Source organism: Phocaeicola sp. RTP21198st1_B8_RTP21198_201120 (assembly GCF_040929485.1).
GTDB classification, from domain to species: Bacteria; Bacteroidota; Bacteroidia; order Bacteroidales; family Bacteroidaceae; genus Phocaeicola; species Phocaeicola dorei.
Genome location: NZ_JBCOCI010000007.1, coordinates 96,422 through 114,438, shown reverse-complemented (window position 1 = coordinate 114,438; position 18,017 = coordinate 96,422). Strand labels below are relative to the sequence as shown.

Below are 18,017 nucleotides of genomic sequence, written 5' to 3'. Positions count from 1 at the left end.
TGGCAAAATCCTGAGCAACTTTTTGTTGCTCAGGTACTTAAAAAGTTTAATTTATAATAGTGTTGCGGAATTAAGGTATTCAAAGTTGTCTTGATATCAACAGAGCTATTCAACGTGTAACCCCAGATATCTGTAATAGCAACTTTCAACTTAGCTGTGTTTTCAGAAACACCTTCTACTTCTATGTAAGAATCAGTTGTTACCTTACCACCAGTAATTACCTGATCAGTCGGAGTATCAATAACCATTTGGAATACATTTACATTTCCTGTGGCAAATTTCACATTTCTAATATCATCTCTAGACCACTTATTTGTATTCTTGAAGATATCATACTTCACATCGTTGTTGTAAGTTTTAGCCCAAATATCCTCTCTGTAAATCTTAGTTTTACCAGTAGCAGAAACTTCAACTACATTGTTAGCAGCCATAGCTTCACCTTCAAGAATCGGAGACATTACGCGGAATTGATAAGTTTCGCCATATTTATAAGAATCATCCTGTACGGCTAAATAATGACCTGTGAACTTGACATTCAAATCTCTCTTATAGCCATCCTTGATACCATCTCCGTTATCATCCACATTCTTCAACTCAACATAGCTTCTTACTGCATAGTCTGGTTGAACTATAGCAGTTTTTACAACTGTATTAGTTACAGCGTAATAGCTGCTTGGTTTAGAAGGATCATCATTAGTTACGATATCGAAGCTATAGTCACCAACTTTCTTCAAGTTTTCATACATATTGGTAAACGCTCTATCAATGTAGTAACGAGAAGTTGATGAAATTCCGCCTGTAGCCCATTTAGCATCCACTGCATTCATATAAGCATGAGCCAAATTATTACCATCAACAAATACACCACTTTCCTTAACCAAAATAGAATTCAATTCAGGTTTGCTCAATTCAAACGGAACTGTAATAGTATTTAGAACCACACTGCTTGTTTCCTTGCTCTTGAATGTCAGTCTAATATAATATTCTTTACCAATCTTAACAGGAGCGTTTACTGCAACTGTTGGAATATTGAAGCTGAAGCGAATATTAGCCAAGGTAGCAGGAGTTGCAATCTTATTATCTGAAGTCAAGAAAGCAACATGACCATTAGCTTGACCATTAGGAGCAACAGTATTGGCTACATCCAGAATACCATAGAAACTTGAATTACCTTCTGTTGCAGCAACCAAATCACCAGCAGAATTCTTTTGCAGTAACTCAAATTTAGTTTTGCTCAAATCTACAGATTCTTTCCAGTCATTAGCTTTACCTGCTAAAGAAGTAAATAATGGTTCAGCTGGAACTGCAAATGTATCGGTCAACTTAGTCAAAGGCTTTTCTTGTTTGTCGTATGCAGATTCACCCATCGTTCTATTTACTGTTACTGTAACTACCTTTGAATATTGCTGTCCAGCATTGTCCATAACTTTCACAGTCAAATCAAATGTTGCGTCAGTCAAGTCATCAGGGCTCTTTGTTGCAATAATTGTTCTCTTTTCATTGTCAATAAGCAAACCGAATTTATCTTTTGCCGCATCAGTTACCGTCATATACAAGTCATACAAATTGTACGGCTCTTTTGCAGTTACAGGAGCTTCCACACCTACTTTGATAGTTGCTAATCCACCTGATGTAGACAGACTTGAAGACCAATCATAAGAATTGGCATTATTATCCACACCAGTAATGATGATATGGGTTAGTGTTGCAGAAGGATTCTTTGTTGTGTTTACTTTAATTTGGTAGGGAGATCTTACGTTTGCTCCATCAACATTTGGAGTCAAAGCAAAAATAACATTTCCAGATGTTTTTAGCAACTGGCTAGTAAAATCACTTTCGTCATTGCTATATGTGAAAATTTTAGAACCTTCTCCTATTCCTGTAGTAAAAATACCGTTATTATAAGTTGCAGAACGTCTTGTTATCAATTCCTTATAATCTGCCGGTGAAACCAGTTCAAGAGGAGCGACTCCATCTTGAGAATTTATTAGGGCAAAACTCATTTCAGTCGCATCCACATTGGATGGATCCAAATTGAAACAGATATCAGCATCACCTGCTTTAGCAGAATACAAAATACTTTTCGCAGCAATCTTGCCTCTAGGACCAGCCCAATCAGCAGAAGCGTTTGAATGTACCCAATATTTAATGCTTAGTGCCTGATCTTGAGTTGTCGGTTTTGTATTTCCATCCAAAATATTGATACCAGAAATAAGGGATGCGGCAGTAGGCAATTTGATAGTCTGCATCACACCATTTGCATCTGGCATATACAGTGTAAACACACCACCGGCATTTACAGCATAAGCAGCTCCAATTGCTTTGTAAGGAGATTTTTCAGCCTCACCTTTATCATTGTAGAAATACCAGTAACCATCTTCTTCGCTAATGTAAGGTACTTTCACCTCTTTCAGGTCTTCGGAAGTAACAGCCAAGTAATCGGTTTTTTCACCGTCAATGTACCAATAACCGTCTTTTACTGCCACTTCGGTACCTTTTCCGTCTTCACCTTTGTCACCTTTCTCACCATCCTTACCATTTACAATGGTATAAGTGTTGCCATCTTTGAAAACTACGGTAAAACCACCTTCAGTAGGTGTCACGCTAGTAACCCAGTTACCGTTGGCTACTTCTGTTTGTAAAGCCGCAATCTGAGACTTCAGATCGTTCAACGTATTGTCGATACGATCAATGTCATCATCGTAGTCTTTACAAGACACAAATGTTCCTGTTGACGAAACCATTAAGGCTCCGAACAGAACTGCACTTAAAAACTTTTTGTTCATAATGAATTTAAATTTATAAATTTAAAAAAAATAAAAATTGGTTGTACATATTATTCAAAAGGACTTAATCGCTTTGTCTGAATTTTATCATATATTTTAAAGGTGTCATCCCAACCATTTTCTTAAAAGTCGCATAAAAAGGACTTCTGGATGCAAAGCCACATCGTTTCGGAATTTCGTCCAAAGAATATATCCCTACGTTTAACAGTTCCTTCGCATATTCTATCCTGTAGTTGTTTACCAGTTCTTTCAAATTACAATCAAAATACCTGTTCACCACATTGGAAAGATAGGTCTGGTTCGTATCAATCATAGCACACAGCTTTTTCAAAGACAATTCCGGATCCAAAAACACTTTCTTTATTTCCAACTGGTAAAGCAGATTCTTGTAGATCAGACAATCTATTTTCCTCTTGCATCTACCTTTCATGACAAATTCCTCCTCCCAGTGCTTTTCAGCAGCTTTGAAGAGCAAATTCTTCTGTCTTTGAGAAGTGGATCTGGTCTCCCTACGTCTTAGAAATAGATATTCCATACTGTCTTTATCCCTTTAAATTTCCTCCGCCATACACCATTGTTAAATGTTGTCTACGGATTCGTTTTTTCCTGTTTTTTAATAGGCTGAAACATTATTTCGGTGCAAATATACATGTTTTGTCGAAACTTTGTGCATTTTTCCTATAAAAAAATATAGAATCCCGTAAAATAATCGTTTTTCAGGTTGTTTTCAGGCTGTTATGTGAAACAGGATAAATACGACATATTAAGAATCCATACTTTATAAGCTGGTGCATCTTTCATAAAAATAAGGTAGATTTTTTCCTCATTTGTTATATAAAAATTGTATTTGTCTATATTTATATAGCTATTTCTGTACCTCGCAAATTTGGATACCACATTTTTATGTAATTTAATATATCCCACTTTTGTTGCATTGGTAGTTTACAGACATTAACTCTTTTTACGTCCCTATGTCCTGTTCATGATTGCTAAAAATTGTTTTCCTGTTCTCCATCCGGTAACTTGTTCCCGACAACCTGATTATCTCACAGCAATAAAGCAGTCTGTCAAGCAGGGCTGCCGTGACCGCTTCATCCTCCAAAGGTTCCAGCCACTGTACGAGTGGCTTGTTTGCCGTGATGACAAGTGATGTCCTTTCCTGGAATTCATTCACCAGTTTGAAAAGCAGCAGTGCGTCTTCTCTTTTCAGGGGAAAGAGTGTGGCGTCGTCAATAGCCAGCAACTGTGCCTTCATTATGCGTTTGTAAGTTTTCATGGCATGGCGGGAGAGCTCCTTTGTCTTCAGACAGGTGAGCAGTTCCTCCAGTGTCACCATGTATGCCTTGTACCCCGCCTTCACAGCTTCATGGACAAGCCCGGCGGCAATGAAAGTCTTGCCTGTTCCGGAACAGCCTGTCAAAAGAATGTTGTATGCTTGGCCCACCCATACCAGCTCACGCAATTCGCGCAGCCTTCTTGCGTCCATGCCGTCCGTCCTTTCAAAGTCATATGTGTCTAGGTCATACCTTGCGGGAAGCCCCGCCGCCTTGAGCCGGCACAGGTAATTTTTTCTCTCCCTGTCGCGGACCTCCCGTTCCAGACATGCAAGCAGGAACTCCGGATAAGTCGGCTGCTTTTCCTGCGCCTCGTGAAGTATCGCTCCCATATGTTCCGCCAGGTTCGGCAGCTTCAGGCGCCTTGCATATTCCACCAATTCCTTCCTACGCTTTGTCATGGCCCGCAAAGATTTCGTTATATGACCGCATCGCCCCGGACTGTACCCCCGGATAACCGTCCGGATATGCTGTTCCCTTATCCTGTCCCCGGCTCCTGCACACATGCTCACACAGGTTCCTGACAGACTCGCCGTTGTAGATGCCCTTGTCAAGACATATCCGAACAGCCTCTATCAGGGTACTTTTGTCAAATCCCGGAATGATCCGCAGGATCACTTCCAGGTTGTCCTTGTAATAGCGCTCCTTCCTTCTCTTGAGATTCTCCATCCATAAGGCGACTTCCCGGTTTCCGGACACATAAATAAGGATGCGTTCGGCCAGCTTGCCGGCCCCGGTATTTCTCGGTTTCCTGTGCTCCTCATCATAGATCGTCTTTCCTTTCCTGGTGCAGAGCTCGTGCCTGCCCACCAGCTTCCCCGTATTCTTGCTGTAAAGTTCCACATGCCCGTCAGTTTCCTGAAGCCAGAGCGTCGTCTCCCCGCTGCGGTAGGTTCCACACGGAACACTGTAGTAATTCCCCCGGTATTGCACGGTATTGTCCTTGCGCACATGGTATTCCCTCATCTCCTCCTGCGGCTGCTGCGGGATGCCGTGGTAAGGTGTGAGATACCCCTGTTCCACCGCGAACTCCTCATGCGGAACCAGATGTGTCGTTCCGTGCACCTTTCCGTTCCCCGTCCTTTCAAGCCACAGGAGAGCCTGCCCGTTCAGTGTGTCCACATCGTGGTACACACGGGCCGCCAGAAAGTTCTCCTTCACGTATTTCACAACGTTCTCGACCTTCCCCTTCGACTCGGGATCAGCCTTGTGGCAGAATACCGGCTGAAAATGCTGCTCCCTGACGAACGCCTGGAACTTCCTGGTCAGTATCAGGTCGCCCAGGTTCTCCCGCGCTATGAGCACCCTGTCCTGGTCATAGACGATCTTTTCGGGCTTGCCCCCGAAATATGCGAATGCCAGTTCGTGTGCATACACCGCCAGCTCCGTGTCGAAGGGCCTGCGGCTGAAATGTACAAACTTGTAGCGTGAACGTGCCAGCACGATGGCGAAAAAATACACCTTCGTGCTCCTGCCGTCCCGTGCCGGCATCCATTTTTCTCCGAAATCCGCCTGGGCGTACTCCCCGTAAGGGGTGTCCGGCAGTTTCTCATAATCACGGCGTATGCGCGCCTCCGACTTTTTCCCGATTCCGTACTTCAGGCGTACCCTCTCCACAAAATTGAATACGGTCTTGTCACACACAACCGGGAAATCAGGATAACATTCCTTGAGCCAGTCATGCATCCGGGCGGATGAGATGTACGGGTATTCTTCCAGCATGCCCCGTACGTATTCCTCATACTTTCCCAGTTTCAACTCGTACTTGCGGTGTGTGCTCTGCTTTCTGACGAGCTCTTCCCGGCTCATCTGCAGATACCTCCGTACGGTGCTCCGGTCCACACCCAGATATTTTCCGGTCTGTGTCTTGTTGAGTCCTTTGGACTGAAGTTCTCTTACCTTGTACCACATATACAGTTTGTCTTTAAAAAATCGGCTCATTGTTTCCATTACGATGTCGGTTTCTTTGTTGAGCCGGCAAAGATACAGACATTCTTACAGTGTGGGACAGTGCCGCCGTCTCCCGTGGAGGTGCGACACCGCCTTTTCCATTTTTCCACCGGTAAAGTTACAATTCACATGCCTTGCCGGACTTCCCCATGGCCGCAGTATTATGGTACGTTTTCTCTTCCGCCCCTACCGGCACGGAGAAGTCTTCCGATCCTGACGACGGCCCTGGGTGTCGTGTGGACTGACGTGTCCTTCCAGCGTACATTCCGGAGCGTGTTGTAGCTGGCTCCGACCCGCTGCGCGTCCAGATGGTCATAAATGGCGGCTATGCTGCCGAAAAAATAATCCTTCTTCTCAAAAATCAGATGTACATAAACCACTTTGTCCATATTTCATTGTTCATTTTTACAAATATATGCAATAATAAGTATATGCATTTTTCAAACGGATGTTTTACATTATACTTATAAAGTAACTTACTTAATTCTATATAAAAGTATTTTCCACATTCAAGTATCATAGAGAGTCTTCCTCCGTCACCCGCGGGAACAAAAAAATCCCCATTCCCTTGAAAGGAGAATGGGGACACGGTAATAATAAAGGAGATGCCGTCCGTTATATTTCCTTGGCATATCCGGTCCGGATGAGATCGGAAAGGAAATGTTCCGGAGTATCGGTGGCAATCCTCACCCCGGCCTGTATCACATAACGTTCGGCAAAATTGCACATGTACTGTTCGTCGGTACAGTCGGAATCCATCCAGCTGCCCGTACGGAGCTCATGCACAAACTCTTTGGCGTCACCGGCGACGATACGCTCGTCGCCCGGTAACATATATGTCTTCTTGTTCACATTATTCATACTGTCGTTCATATTGCTAATTTTTTTGTTCTTAATTTATAATACAACTTTTGTTTCTCTCCCAGGAAAGGAAAATTTTCCAGTCTGATTCCTGCAGGCAGAGAACCTACGGATGCAAAGGTAATCATTCTGTCGAGAAAACGCACCCAGTTTTCTATTTTTGTAAAACTGATGGTTCCCGAATGCTGTCTGAATTCCACCGTCCTGTGGCGTGAATAGGCTTGAAGGTTCACTTTCATGTACCTGCTGGGAAATATGCTTTGAAGCTCCCTGATATTCCGTGCCGAGCGTATCCGCTCATCGGGGAAGCATGTGAGAGAGGCGCAGTAGGTGTTCGCGCCGCCCCTGCGTGAGGCGGGCATGAACCTGTCTATTTCCGCTTCGGCATGCTTGTAGGAAAGCAGCAGATTCCGCCATGTGGTGATGTTGAAGTCCTCCGCATTCATGTGCACGTGCAATCCGCAGCTTCCATTAATCTTGACATTGCAGGAGTCCAGCACCCAGCAGACTTTCTCCAGTTCCTCCAGTCCGTCCTCTCCCTCCAGTATGGGACTTACGAGCTCGAATGTGTCATTCCCGTTCAGGCTGCTGTCCGTTACCAGTTTCCAGTGCGGACGGAGGTCATGGTTGTATCTTTCCGAGGCCACCTGGATTCCCGCTTCTGCCAGCTCGCGTACGAGCCGCTGGCATGTGCAGTTGTAGGCTTCTATCTCGACACCGAACTTTCTTCTGAAAGAATAATCAAGTTCGGGTGTGGCGGTGGTGGTTCCTGCGGATGCGATCAGCCCCTCGTCCCTCATTCTCTTGTAGACGTTCCATACAAACCCACGGTTTCCACGGGTTACAAGGTCGGCAATCTCACGATGGGTGAGTCCGAGCAGAAGAAGTTTCCGTATCTTTGAAGTCTTTGTGCCGTTTTCCGCCAAAATGTTTCTAACTTGTTCATTCATAAAATGTTATCTCCTTTATTATTATACTTCAAAGGTAACGATTTTTCTTCACTTATCCAAATATCAGCACGCTCTTTATCAGCATGTTAGCTTACTTTTGCTTCTGCTAAAAGTTGTATCCGGCTGCCCCCGGGAAGGCGTTTTTCTTCTTTCATGGGGGGGATTTGCCGTCTCTCCAACCGTCTTCCGCCCCTGGTACGTGTCCGTTGTTTTCATGGGAGGCACCTTCCGTTTTCCGGTAACTCTCGCCAATACCGCCGGACCGTCCTTACCCGGGAGGGCTAAGGGGGTCTCCCCCTTAGTGAATTCCTGATAAGGAAGAGCAAGAGGAGTTCCCGCACCCGGGAACATGAATCAACGCAGAGCGCTGATAATTAACGTATTACAAATATCTATTGTAAACTTGTCCGCAACAATCCGTTTACAAAAAACAGCTAACATGCTGATATATAATCGCTCCCATCGTTAACTTTGCGTCAACTTTTCCGTAACTGACGTGGCATTTTGCTAATTTTCAGGATATTATAATATCTTATCTCCCGAATCAAGGTGTGACACTTGACTCCGGTATGCTTTTGAACTATCTTTGTGCTAAAACTTTAAAGCGTGACAAAAATGAATACAGGTAAGGAAGTTTCGACCAAAGTGGTCCGGGTTTCCCCGAGCGTGAAGAAACGGCTGGAGGTCTTTCAGGGAGGCGACACTCCCAATGTTGTCATAGACAGAATGATTACTTTTTTTGAAGTGACCGGGTTCAATCCCCGTTATGCTTCGAGGAATCCTACGGCTCTGCTTGAAAAGCGGATGGAGGATCTCATCAGGATAGTCAAGTCCCAGGAGCGGGATATATTCAAGCCTATCCTTGAAAGAACCGCCGGCCTGGCCGGCGGCATCCATGAGTCCCCGGACTATGCCAGAATGATGAACGAGATGCGTGACCTGCAGGAAAAGAACAGGCAGCTCAGACAGCAGGTTGCGGACCTCGGACAGGCTCCCGCTATGGATGTGGAGAAGGAACGGGAAAGGCTCCGCAGGCTGGTCGACCTGGTGAAATTCCAGCTCGATCCGGAGAAGTTCCCCCGGGTGAAATTCAGCGACGAGGTGAAGGTTCCCGTCACCACCCTGCAGCTGCTCATCAAGAAGATCAACGAGGAATATGTACTGTAAGGCACACCGTCCGGTGAATACTCCGGGGGTGTCTGACAACAAGGGAAAGTGTGTCCAGCTGGTGGAATATCTCAGTAAGGAGTCGCAGGAAGAGCGTTCTTACTATGATAATTTTTTCTCACAAAGAGAGGAGTTCGTCACGCCGCAGGCAGTCAGACTCCATATCGATAACAACCACCGGACCCTGAAAAGGAAGGACGACAAGTTCTATATGCTCTCCGTCAATCCCTCCGGTGAGGAACAGACTCACCTGATAGAGAGGGTGACCGGAAGGAAGGTCGCAGAATTCTCCGGACTCTCGCCCCAGGAACAGGAGGATGTACTGGCTGAAATGAAACGGTTCGCCCGTGAGTGCATGGATGAGTACGCCAGGAACTTCTACCGTGAGAGGATTACCTCGGGGGACGACCTGGTCTGGTACGGACGCGTGGAAACGGAGCGGCACTACAAAAATGGCGATCCCGACGTGAGGGAGGGAAGGGCGAAGGCCGGGGGCAAGAAGCCGGGGCTGCAGCTGCACATCCATATAATCGTTTCCCGCATGGACAGGACACAGACCGTGTCCCTTTCCCCGCTGTCAAAGAGTAGGGGTAACCGCCAGACACTTGACGGCAGGGAGGTGGTGGTCGGATTCGACCGCTCCCAATGGTCCGCCCGGTGCGCCTCACAGTTCAACCAACTGTACGGCTATTTCCCGTATTACCATTCGAAGGATAAGAAGTTCAGAAAATATTCCGAGAACTGGCAGGCAGAGAACGAACTGAAGAATGAGGCGGTATCGAAACTCAAACGGGAGATCCTGCAGGGGGAACTGAAGGAGGAAAGGCGCATGTACACAAACACCTTCCGTCTTTACCGGTTTGTGGTGGACCCGAAAAAAGCGATCATTCGGGAACTGAAAAGACTTGGAGTGAACCTGCTTACCGGAAGGGACAGATAAGGGTGGCTCAAACTCTCTAATAAAAACAAAGATATTAGACATTGTATTGTCAGTGTCGTTCACTTATATTTTTTAATCTAAGAATCTATCCAACATGTCAGAAAACGAGAAAATGAAGGTCGCTCACAAGGTTTCATAAAAGGCGATATGTTAACTTGTGCAAAGTTACCCTCTGTTTGGTTAAAACATTGTTAATATACGCAGGGAATTATTAAGATTTTTGACGTCTTGTTACTAATTTTGCACCGCGATTATAATCATCAAATTATTATTAAATTAAACATAAATGATTAAAAGAAGTATTTTTTGTGTGGCAGCCGTTTTGTCACTGGCTGCATGTACAAACACTGATGTGATTGAAGAAAATGTAGAGTCAGGTGCTATGATTGGTTTTAACACGAATGTTACTCGTGCGCTGACAAATGACTCCTTTAACAAGTTCATGGTATATGGAGGCTATACGCCGAAGGATGTCAGTGAATATCATACTGTGTTCAGCGGAGTGGCGGTATCAAAGGAAACTGACAAGTGGACGTATGAGGGTGCCTCAAAGTATTGGGTGAAAGACGCTACTTATAAGTTTTATGCGTATAGCTGTGAAAACATAGCCTTAACCAAGGGTACTCCCGAATTCGCTACAACAGGTGTGGATGCAGGTACGTTCAAGATTACGGATTTCGTGTGCAATAAAGACCACCAGCATGACCTAATTTATGCGGAATCCGGAACTATTACCGGCAAGGAAACAGGTAATACGGCTGTTTCCTTCAGTTTCAAACATCTACTTTCGCGTGTGAAGGCTTCGTTCAAAAGCGGATTTGACCCGGACTTCACCATTGAAATCTCAGAGGTAGAATTACACAATGTGTATGACAAGGCTGATTTCTCATCCAAATCAGGAGCATGGAGTAACCAGTCACGCACAATAGAATACAATCTTGCCAATAGCGAGTGGACTATGGTACCTCTGAATATCGAAGGATCTGACAACGTGATTCAAGCTGCGAAACCTGCCGATGGAGATACTGAAGCTGTCGCTGCCAAGGAACTTACTACCCAGTCCGGATATGTACTTCCTGTTACCTATACCTCAAATAACGTCACGTTGAGTTTCAAGGTTACCGTCAAACAGGGTTCCGATGTCATAAAGAGCGATTATATAAAGGGTAACCTTCAACCTACATGGGCTATTGCGACATCTTATACGTACAACATTACCGTAAACGGCAGTGCTGCCGGAGTAGAAAAGATCGAATTCTCTGTTGAAGCCAGCAACGGTATTGAGGATTGGACAGAATCACCGGGAACAGACTTTAATGTAGGTAGCTAACCGAAAAAAGTGGCATTACCGAAAAGAAACGGGAACCAGACGATTTTGTCCGGTTCCCGTTTCTTTTATACTTTCCCCGCTAATACTATCAGGCATATTTCCTGTCATTGTTGTCCGCCTACCGGCAAATCTATCTCCTCGTTGTTGCCCCAGTCATCAATATCCGCATCAAAGCCGGAGTCACTGGAGCTTTCATTGTCTTCAATACGTAATCCCGAAACATGAATTACGCCACCACGAGGCTGGTCGGCAAGTTGGTTGGTGACATCAAACACGAATTCCTTGACTTTGCCATTAATAAGTTTCACCTCCAGTTGCAGCGTTTGACGACGGGAAGTGCGCGTAGCCGCACTGTTTTTCGGATGGCCCGGCACGCCGAATGAGAGAACCGAGGCACGGACATTCTGTCCGGTCAGATCGCAGTCATAGAGTAGCGTGGCTCCGCTTTGGGGTGTGGCACCATTATGCAGGAGGACTGTCTCCGCCATCCCCGCCAGTGCACCGCGCGCAAGGACAATCCGGTTGCCCCCATATTCGAATTCATAAGTGATTTCATAGGCATTCACCAGTTTTTTCATGTCGATGGAAAGGTCGATTCATGGGAACCAAACTCCGGCAATGATTCTATATAGGCGGTATAGAGCATGTCAGGGGGATTGAGAGCCGGTTCGTCGGGATGCAACTTGCGGATACTGCTAGAAACGGACCGACGACAGGAGTAGAGGTGGCGTATGCGGTAGTGGGCTGTGAGAAACCGAAAAAGCGAATGTTTTCGGTGTCATTGTTGTATATCAGTATAGACCGGGCTTTTCCGCTTCCAAAGCTCACATTGCCGCCTGTGGGCGAGATAAAATTTTCGGTGGGTTGGTCCGAATCGTCACCATAGACCAGCAGGGTCACACCTTCGGGGAAAACCTCTTCCGAAGGAGATGTTTCGGGCCATTGAAAGCAGACTTCCGCCTCGCCGAAGTGGTTGTAGCAAAGCTCCTCCCTGCACGAAACAAACGTTAAAAGTAAAACCGGCAGGATAACAGGCAGGGAAAGTTGCCTAAATGGTCGAAGGCATATGGAATAGTGTTTCATTTTCTTCCTCCTTCCTCTTTTTTATTGTAATGCACAACCGTTTCCAACAACCAAACGAGCGACGGTTTTAATCTCGCAACTATATACCATAAGCCATACACCACCTATTAAAAGTATAAAACAGCCTCTTGCTTACTGTATTTTTTCGGATTAAAATCTGACATCATACAAACAACAAAATATACTCTAGTTTTAGTTATAGCATACTTTAATGGTATGCTATAACTTTATCAGTTGTCACTTTATATCCTAACTCTAAAGGCTTTCTTCCGTTATTACCGGTTCCCTGCTGCCTCCTTACGATATTCGCTGGGGCTTACACCGTAACACTTCCTGAATACCTCCCTAAAATATTTGGCATCGCTGAATCCGGTGGCATCTGCCACTTCCGCTATCGGGCATCTTTCTTGTTTGAGCAATCTTGCCGCATGTTGCAGGCGTATGGAGCGGATGTAGTCCACCGGTGCATATCCTGTCAGCATCTTGAGCTTGTTGAAAAAACTTGTACGGCTCATGTGCTGAATTTCACAGAGTGTATCCACATTGAAATCCGGATCGCTAATATGTTCCATAACACATTCCCTTACAGCGGCAATAAATTTCCAGTCTACCACGTTGCTGCATCCCTCAGGCACAGGACCTGATCCGGATTCAAGGTTGGCATATGCCTTGCGGAGCAGTGCGCGGTTCGCCAGTATGCTTCGGATATTCGCCCTGAGCACATTTATACTGAACGGCTTGGTAATATAGGCATCCGCCCCCTTGTCCAATCCTTTGAGCATATTCTTCTCGTCGCTGAGTGCCGTCAGCAAGATGACCGGAATATGGGATGTTTCAATGTCCGACTTGATGTCCGCACATAGCTCGTCGCCACCCATTTCTGGCATCATGACATCCGAAAGGATCAGGTCCGGATTGTATTCCCGTGCTACAACCAGCGCATCCCGTCCGTTCATGCACGCCTGAACATGGTATTCCTGTGCCAGCAGCCCTTCCAGATATCCCCGCAAGTCATCGTTGTCCTCCACTACAAGTATGCGGTATGGACTTTCCCCGTTCCTTGCCGTTTCCTCCCGCATTCCGGCAGGAGCTGTTTCCAGCGGTACCGGAATGGTGTCTTCCACTTTTGCCACCGTGACAATGTGTGCCTTGCGCAAATGCCTGTTCCCCACAGGGAATGTAACCCGTACACAAGTGCCTTCCCCTTCCGTACTGGTTATAACAACCTTTCCTTTGTGCAGGCGTACCAATCTTTGGACCATCATCAGCCCGATTCCGCTTCCCGGCACTTTCTGGTTAACCGCATTGCTTCCCCTGAAGAACCTTCCACCAATATTCTTCCTGTCCTTGGCGGGAATTCCGATTCCTGTATCAGTTATCTCTATGCCCCATGTATGTCCTTCCGTAAAGGCACGGACCTGTACACTGCCATTTCGGGGAGTGTATTTCAAGGCATTCGAGAGCAGGTTTTTCAATATGGAATCCATCTTATCCCTATCAAACCACACATTCAGACGAGAGGTTGCGCCTGTACGGGTAAAACTGATATTTTTCAGTGACGCATATGTATGGAAAGCCTCACAAGTGCTTTCCAGATAGCTGTCCAGTTCATACTCACCGATATATAGCTGTGGAGTATACATGTCACTCCTTTCAAAATTGATCAGGTCGGTCACCAGCCGCAGTAGATTGTTCACGCTTCTCAAGGCCATTTTCAGATTATCTTCCCCTGCCTGTTTCACTTGTTGCCTCTCCACCATCTCTTCCAGCGGCGCCTTTATCAGAGTAAGCGGGGTACGGATATCATGGGCGGTACCGATAAAAAAACGGGTCTTTTCCTCCGACAGTTTTTTTTGCTTCCGCAGCATAATTATACGGAAAGCTGTTGTGGTAGCCGCTATAGCCAGCAGGATATACCCTGCTATAGCCCATGTCCCCAGCCATGGAGGACGGGCGACATGTACAATAACGTCTCTCTCTTCATAGACCTTGTATTTCTCCTCATTGGATATGGCGCAGATACGCAAATTATATTTGCCGGGGGGAAGATTGGTAATCTGTATCCTGCCATCCAGAGAGGGATGGCTCCAGCCATTATAGAAACCTTCCAGTTTCCATGAATACAGAATGTTGGAAGGATAGTCATAGTTGATGGATACTGCTTCTAGGGAGAATGTGTTCTGGCCATAACCAAGTTCAAGCTTGTATGTACCGTCAACATCCTTCGCTAGTGGCGAGCCTTCCTCACCGGAATAAACCGGTTGGGAAGCGACTGCAAAGTCCCTCAACTGCATCCGCGAGAACTGCGGCGCGGGAATCTGCAGGTCGGCCGGAAACACGATGACGCCATCATTGCTTCCGAATGCGAGGCTGTCCCTGTACCACGTCGCAGCACCGGCATTGAAGCATACGCTCATGAGTCCCTGCTCCGCCGTCCAGTTATGGAAAGTCCGTTCCTCATGCAGGAAAGTGGTAATACTGTTCTCCGTACCAAGCAGCAGGCTGCCGTCCGACCGGGGAATGATGATATAAATGTTGTTGGAGACAAGAGCACAGTTGTCCGTATGGTACTGTTGGATGAACCTTTCGTTTGCAATATCATATACAAGCAGTCCCGCCCCTCTCGTACCCACATACAAAGTGCCATCCGCCGCTTGGTACAGGGCGCTGACATGGACCGTCTCGACCGGAAAGTCTATACGACGGTAATCCCCCCGTTGCTTGTCAAGCAGATATAGGCCCATGGTGGTACCGATCCACATCCGATCCGTATCCTTCTCCTGTATGGTGGTGATCGAACCCAGCCCCGGATACAAGCGCATGGTACCGGTTTCGGGATTGATACGCTTGAGGTTGTAATAGCCTCCCGACCATACATCCCCTCGGGAATCTTTTTTTATGTCGTTGATATACTGGTCGGGGCGTATTCCGGCCAGAGAATAGGGAGAGATGTATTTCACCGTCTCTGTACGTTTGTCGATACTGTATATGCCCGAAGTATATCCTCCCGCCCAGATAATGCCGGGTGATATCTCGCACAGGGTCAGAAAAATATGGTTGTCATCGTCCGTTATGCGTTCGGAATTGCTGAGGAACGACCTCCATCGTCCTGTGGTGCTGTTAAGCATGCTGATTCCATTACAGGTAGCGAACCACAGGTCACCCTCACCGTCCCGAATGACATCATGCACCTGGTCATTAGCCAGCGAACTGCTATTACCGTGCGAGTGCTTGAGCCATTTGTAACTCCTATAACGGTCATTGCGTACAGTGACACCAGTAGGATAGTTGGCCATCCATATACGGCCATCCTCATCCACATATATATCGTTGATGTTGTTTCCGTTCATTCCGTTGTAGCTGCCGTAATCGGCGGTAATATATGGCTTGGCACCCAGTGAATCCACATCTAGTCTGTACACGCCTCTGCCTCCCGTAGCTATCAGCAGCTGTCTTTCACCGAAAGGCGCGATACGGTTTATACCCACGTTCTGCAGTGTGCCGTCCGCGACAACCGCCGGTGCGGCCTGCGTGTCATACATCAGTATCCCTTCCTTAAAAGTCCCGACAAACAGTTTCTTCGAACCGGTATGGAAATACAGTTCGCTTACCGGTGTGCGTATATTGTCAGTGCATGCGCCTGTAACCGTTTCCAGCACACCCTCCTTTTCCCGGACCTGCAGGAGCCCGTTTGATGTCCCGATGAAAAAGTACGTGCTGTCTTTCTGGGTGAAGGCGGTAATATTTTCCGTAGACGGGGAGTTCAGCCTCTCCGTGGTACCCGTACGGATGTCATAACGTACGATACTGTCACCGTGACAAAGCCAGATACGGTCATTATTGTCCATGCAGGCATAATGTAGCGTGGCTGTTTCCGTATCTTGTAGGCCGGGAAATTTGTAAACCATAAGGAAGCGGTCACAAACGGCATCATAACGGAAGACCCGCCCTTTTCTTCCCACGGTCCACAGCGTATGACTGCTGTCCGTATATAACCAATTCAGATTGACATGCGGAGCTACCTCCATGTTCCCGTCAAGAACGGTGTAATGTTTAACGGTCTTTCCGTCATAACGATCTATTCCTTCCTGGGTAAGGAACCACATGTATCCGCGCCCGCCTTTCTGGATGCGGAAAATTCTCCGGTTGTTCAGCCCGTCCTCTATGCCCAAATACTTGTATATTTGTCCCTTGCAGACACAGGGAATGGCTATCAGTAAGAAAAATATAAAAAGAGCTCTCCGTGAATTCTGAAAGTGTGTCATTTGTCGTAAAACTATGTTGACTTAAAAGTTTTCCGCAAAAATAATAAAATTATTTAAAGAAAAAAGTCAATGCAGGTCACTCATTGTCTTTTATAATGCAAATCCCGCGTGCAGAAAGACGAGAATGGCTTACAGGATGTGTAAAGGGCAGGTTTGTTACTGTCAATATGAAAATTTTAAATAATATTTTTGGTAGCACGTGCGCTATGTATTAAATTTATATTACAAATTGAATAAAAGCTAATTACTGATTAAAAAAGTTTTTTTTTATGTAGCGGTTAATTTGCTAATGGGCATATACACAAGCACCAACCCTATTGAAGAAGCTCTCGAATCCGGTGCTGCAATTGGTTTCAGCACGAATGTCACCCGTGTGCTGACTAATGATAACTTCAACAAATTCATAGGTTATGGTGGTTATACCCCAAAGGATGTTTCCGACTATCGTACTATATTCAGCGGAGTGGAAGTTTCGAAAGACGCCGGTAAATGGACGTATGAGGGAGCTTCCAAATATTGGGTAAAGGATGCCGCCTACAAATTTTATGCACACAACTGTGAGAATATGGCTTTGACCAAGTGTATTCCCGAATTCGCTACAACAGGTTCGGATGCGGGTGCTTTCAATATTACCGATTTCGTGTGCAACAAAGGTCACCAGCATGACCTAATTTATGCGGAATCCGGAACTATTACCGGCAAGGAAACAGGTAACTCGGCTGTTTCCTTCAGTTTCAAACATCTGCTTTCGCGTGTGAAGGCTTCGTTCAAAAGCGGATTTGATCCGGGCTTCACCATTGAAATCTCAGAGGTAGAATTACACAATGTGTATGACAAGGCTGATTTCTCATCCAAATCAGGAGCATGGAGTAACCAGTCACGCACAATAGAATACAATCTTGCCAATAGCGAGTGGACTATGGTACCTCTGAGTATCGAAGGATCTGACAACGTGATTCAAGCTGCGAAACCTGCCGATGGAGAAACTGAAGCGATTGAAGCCAAGGAACTTACTACCCAGTCCGGATATTTGCTTCCTGTTACCTATACCTCAAATAACGTCACGTTGAGTTTCAAGGTTACCGTCAAACAAGGTTCCGATGTCATAAAGAGCGATTATATAAAGAGTAACCTTCAACCTACAGGGCTATCGCAACATCTTATACGTACAACATTACAGTAAACGGCAGCGCTGCCGGAGTAGAAAAATCGAATTCTCTGTTGATGCCAGCAACGGCATTGAGGATTGGACGGAATCGACGGTACCGGATTTTAATGTAGGCAGTTAACCGAACAAAGTGGCATTACCGAAAAGAAACGGGAACCGGGCGATTTTGTCCGGCTCCCGCTT

Annotated in this window: 13 protein-coding genes and 1 pseudogene; 4 read left to right on the top strand and 10 right to left on the bottom strand. The window is 46.0% G+C overall.

Annotation, left to right across the window (positions count from 1 at the left end; translation table 11 throughout):
* Positions 1–29: 29 nt before the first annotated feature.
* The 7 genes and pseudogenes from AB5935_RS05840 to AB5935_RS05810 all read right to left on the bottom strand — a co-directional run bounded on the left by AB5935_RS05840 (position 30) and on the right by AB5935_RS05810 (position 7,881).
* Entirely contained in the window at positions 30–2,786 is a 2,757-nt protein-coding gene (locus AB5935_RS05840) for a PL29 family lyase N-terminal domain-containing protein (protein ID WP_368327361.1), read from the bottom strand.
* Between the two features lie 64 nt (positions 2,787–2,850).
* Positions 2,851–3,321, bottom strand: coding sequence for a helix-turn-helix domain-containing protein (locus tag AB5935_RS05835; RefSeq protein WP_007855205.1), 471 nt, complete (start codon positions 3,319–3,321; stop codon positions 2,851–2,853).
* A 426-nt stretch (positions 3,322–3,747) separates the two neighbouring features.
* Positions 3,748–4,521: an IS21-like element helper ATPase IstB gene (istB, locus tag AB5935_RS05830; protein ID WP_368327360.1), complete on the bottom strand. Its 774-nt coding sequence runs from the start codon at positions 4,519–4,521 to the stop codon at positions 3,748–3,750.
* A pseudogene (gene istA, locus AB5935_RS05825) lies at positions 4,508–6,172 on the bottom strand (IS21 family transposase). Before istA ends, istB begins: the two are co-directional and overlap by 14 nt.
* A gap of 59 nt (positions 6,173–6,231) precedes the next feature.
* Entirely contained in the window at positions 6,232–6,459 is a 228-nt protein-coding gene (locus tag AB5935_RS05820) for a hypothetical protein (protein WP_309296073.1), read from the bottom strand.
* A gap of 226 nt (positions 6,460–6,685) precedes the next feature.
* A complete protein-coding gene (locus AB5935_RS05815; RefSeq protein ID WP_244058140.1) occupies positions 6,686–6,931 on the bottom strand; it encodes a hypothetical protein in 246 nt (81 codons plus the stop codon).
* 8 nt (positions 6,932–6,939) lie between these two features.
* The gene (locus tag AB5935_RS05810; RefSeq protein WP_244058076.1) at positions 6,940–7,881 is read right to left on the bottom strand and encodes an amidoligase family protein; all 942 of its coding nucleotides are present in this window, start codon (positions 7,879–7,881) and stop codon (positions 6,940–6,942) included.
* 615 nt (positions 7,882–8,496) lie between these two features.
* Here AB5935_RS05810 and AB5935_RS05805 point away from each other — a divergent pair.
* From AB5935_RS05805 to AB5935_RS05795, 3 genes are all read left to right on the top strand, one after another.
* On the top strand, positions 8,497–9,048 hold the full coding sequence (locus tag AB5935_RS05805; protein ID WP_368327359.1) for a BfmA/BtgA family mobilization protein: 552 nt from the start codon (positions 8,497–8,499) through the stop codon (positions 9,046–9,048).
* On the top strand, positions 9,038–9,988 hold the full coding sequence (locus AB5935_RS05800) for a DUF5712 family protein (protein WP_244058078.1): 951 nt from the start codon (positions 9,038–9,040) through the stop codon (positions 9,986–9,988). The genes AB5935_RS05805 and AB5935_RS05800 overlap by 11 nt, the downstream gene beginning before the upstream one ends.
* Before the next feature lie 286 nt (positions 9,989–10,274).
* Positions 10,275–11,318 carry a fimbrillin family protein gene (locus tag AB5935_RS05795; protein ID WP_368327358.1) on the top strand — a complete coding sequence of 348 codons (1,044 nt, stop codon included), beginning with the start codon at positions 10,275–10,277 and terminating at the stop codon, positions 11,316–11,318.
* A gap of 104 nt (positions 11,319–11,422) precedes the next feature.
* On the opposite strand, the gene AB5935_RS05790 is transcribed toward AB5935_RS05795, so the two are convergent.
* From AB5935_RS05790 to AB5935_RS05780, 3 genes are all read right to left on the bottom strand, one after another.
* Positions 11,423–11,806 carry a hypothetical protein gene (locus tag AB5935_RS05790; RefSeq protein ID WP_244058080.1) on the bottom strand — a complete coding sequence of 128 codons (384 nt, stop codon included), beginning with the start codon at positions 11,804–11,806 and terminating at the stop codon, positions 11,423–11,425.
* A 136-nt stretch (positions 11,807–11,942) separates the two neighbouring features.
* A complete protein-coding gene (locus AB5935_RS05785) occupies positions 11,943–12,401 on the bottom strand; it encodes a DUF5119 domain-containing protein (RefSeq protein WP_244058081.1) in 459 nt (152 codons plus the stop codon).
* A gap of 275 nt (positions 12,402–12,676) precedes the next feature.
* The gene (locus AB5935_RS05780) at positions 12,677–16,666 is read right to left on the bottom strand and encodes an ATP-binding protein (protein WP_368327357.1); all 3,990 of its coding nucleotides are present in this window, start codon (positions 16,664–16,666) and stop codon (positions 12,677–12,679) included.
* 289 nt (positions 16,667–16,955) lie between these two features.
* On the opposite strand from AB5935_RS05780, the gene AB5935_RS05775 reads away from it, so the two are divergent.
* Positions 16,956–17,849, top strand: a complete 894-nt coding sequence (locus tag AB5935_RS05775) for a fimbrillin family protein (RefSeq protein WP_368327356.1) — start codon at positions 16,956–16,958, stop codon at positions 17,847–17,849.
* Positions 17,850–18,017: the final 168 nt, after the last annotated feature.

What these genes read in the sequence shown, in the direction of transcription:
- AB5935_RS05840 (WP_368327361.1), bottom strand. Translation starts at nt 2,786, where the DNA reads ATGAACAAAAAGTTTTTAAGTGCAGTTCTGTTCGGAGCCTTAATGGTT.
- AB5935_RS05835 (WP_007855205.1), bottom strand. Translation starts at nt 3,321, where the DNA reads ATGGAATATCTATTTCTAAGACGTAGGGAGACCAGATCCACTTCTCAA.
- istB (WP_368327360.1), bottom strand. Translation starts at nt 4,521, where the DNA reads ATGACAAAGCGTAGGAAGGAATTGGTGGAATATGCAAGGCGCCTGAAG.
- AB5935_RS05820 (WP_309296073.1), bottom strand. Translation starts at nt 6,459, where the DNA reads ATGGACAAAGTGGTTTATGTACATCTGATTTTTGAGAAGAAGGATTAT.
- AB5935_RS05815 (WP_244058140.1), bottom strand. Translation starts at nt 6,931, where the DNA reads ATGAATAATGTGAACAAGAAGACATATATGTTACCGGGCGACGAGCGT.
- AB5935_RS05810 (WP_244058076.1), bottom strand. Translation starts at nt 7,881, where the DNA reads ATGAATGAACAAGTTAGAAACATTTTGGCGGAAAACGGCACAAAGACT.
- AB5935_RS05805 (WP_368327359.1), top strand. Translation starts at nt 8,497, where the DNA reads ATGAATACAGGTAAGGAAGTTTCGACCAAAGTGGTCCGGGTTTCCCCG.
- AB5935_RS05800 (WP_244058078.1), top strand. Translation starts at nt 9,038, where the DNA reads ATGTACTGTAAGGCACACCGTCCGGTGAATACTCCGGGGGTGTCTGAC.
- AB5935_RS05795 (WP_368327358.1), top strand. Translation starts at nt 10,275, where the DNA reads ATGATTAAAAGAAGTATTTTTTGTGTGGCAGCCGTTTTGTCACTGGCT.
- AB5935_RS05790 (WP_244058080.1), bottom strand. Translation starts at nt 11,806, where the DNA reads ATGGCGGAGACAGTCCTCCTGCATAATGGTGCCACACCCCAAAGCGGA.
- AB5935_RS05785 (WP_244058081.1), bottom strand. Translation starts at nt 12,401, where the DNA reads ATGAAACACTATTCCATATGCCTTCGACCATTTAGGCAACTTTCCCTG.
- AB5935_RS05780 (WP_368327357.1), bottom strand. Translation starts at nt 16,666, where the DNA reads ATGACACACTTTCAGAATTCACGGAGAGCTCTTTTTATATTTTTCTTA.
- AB5935_RS05775 (WP_368327356.1), top strand. Translation starts at nt 16,956, where the DNA reads ATGGGCATATACACAAGCACCAACCCTATTGAAGAAGCTCTCGAATCC.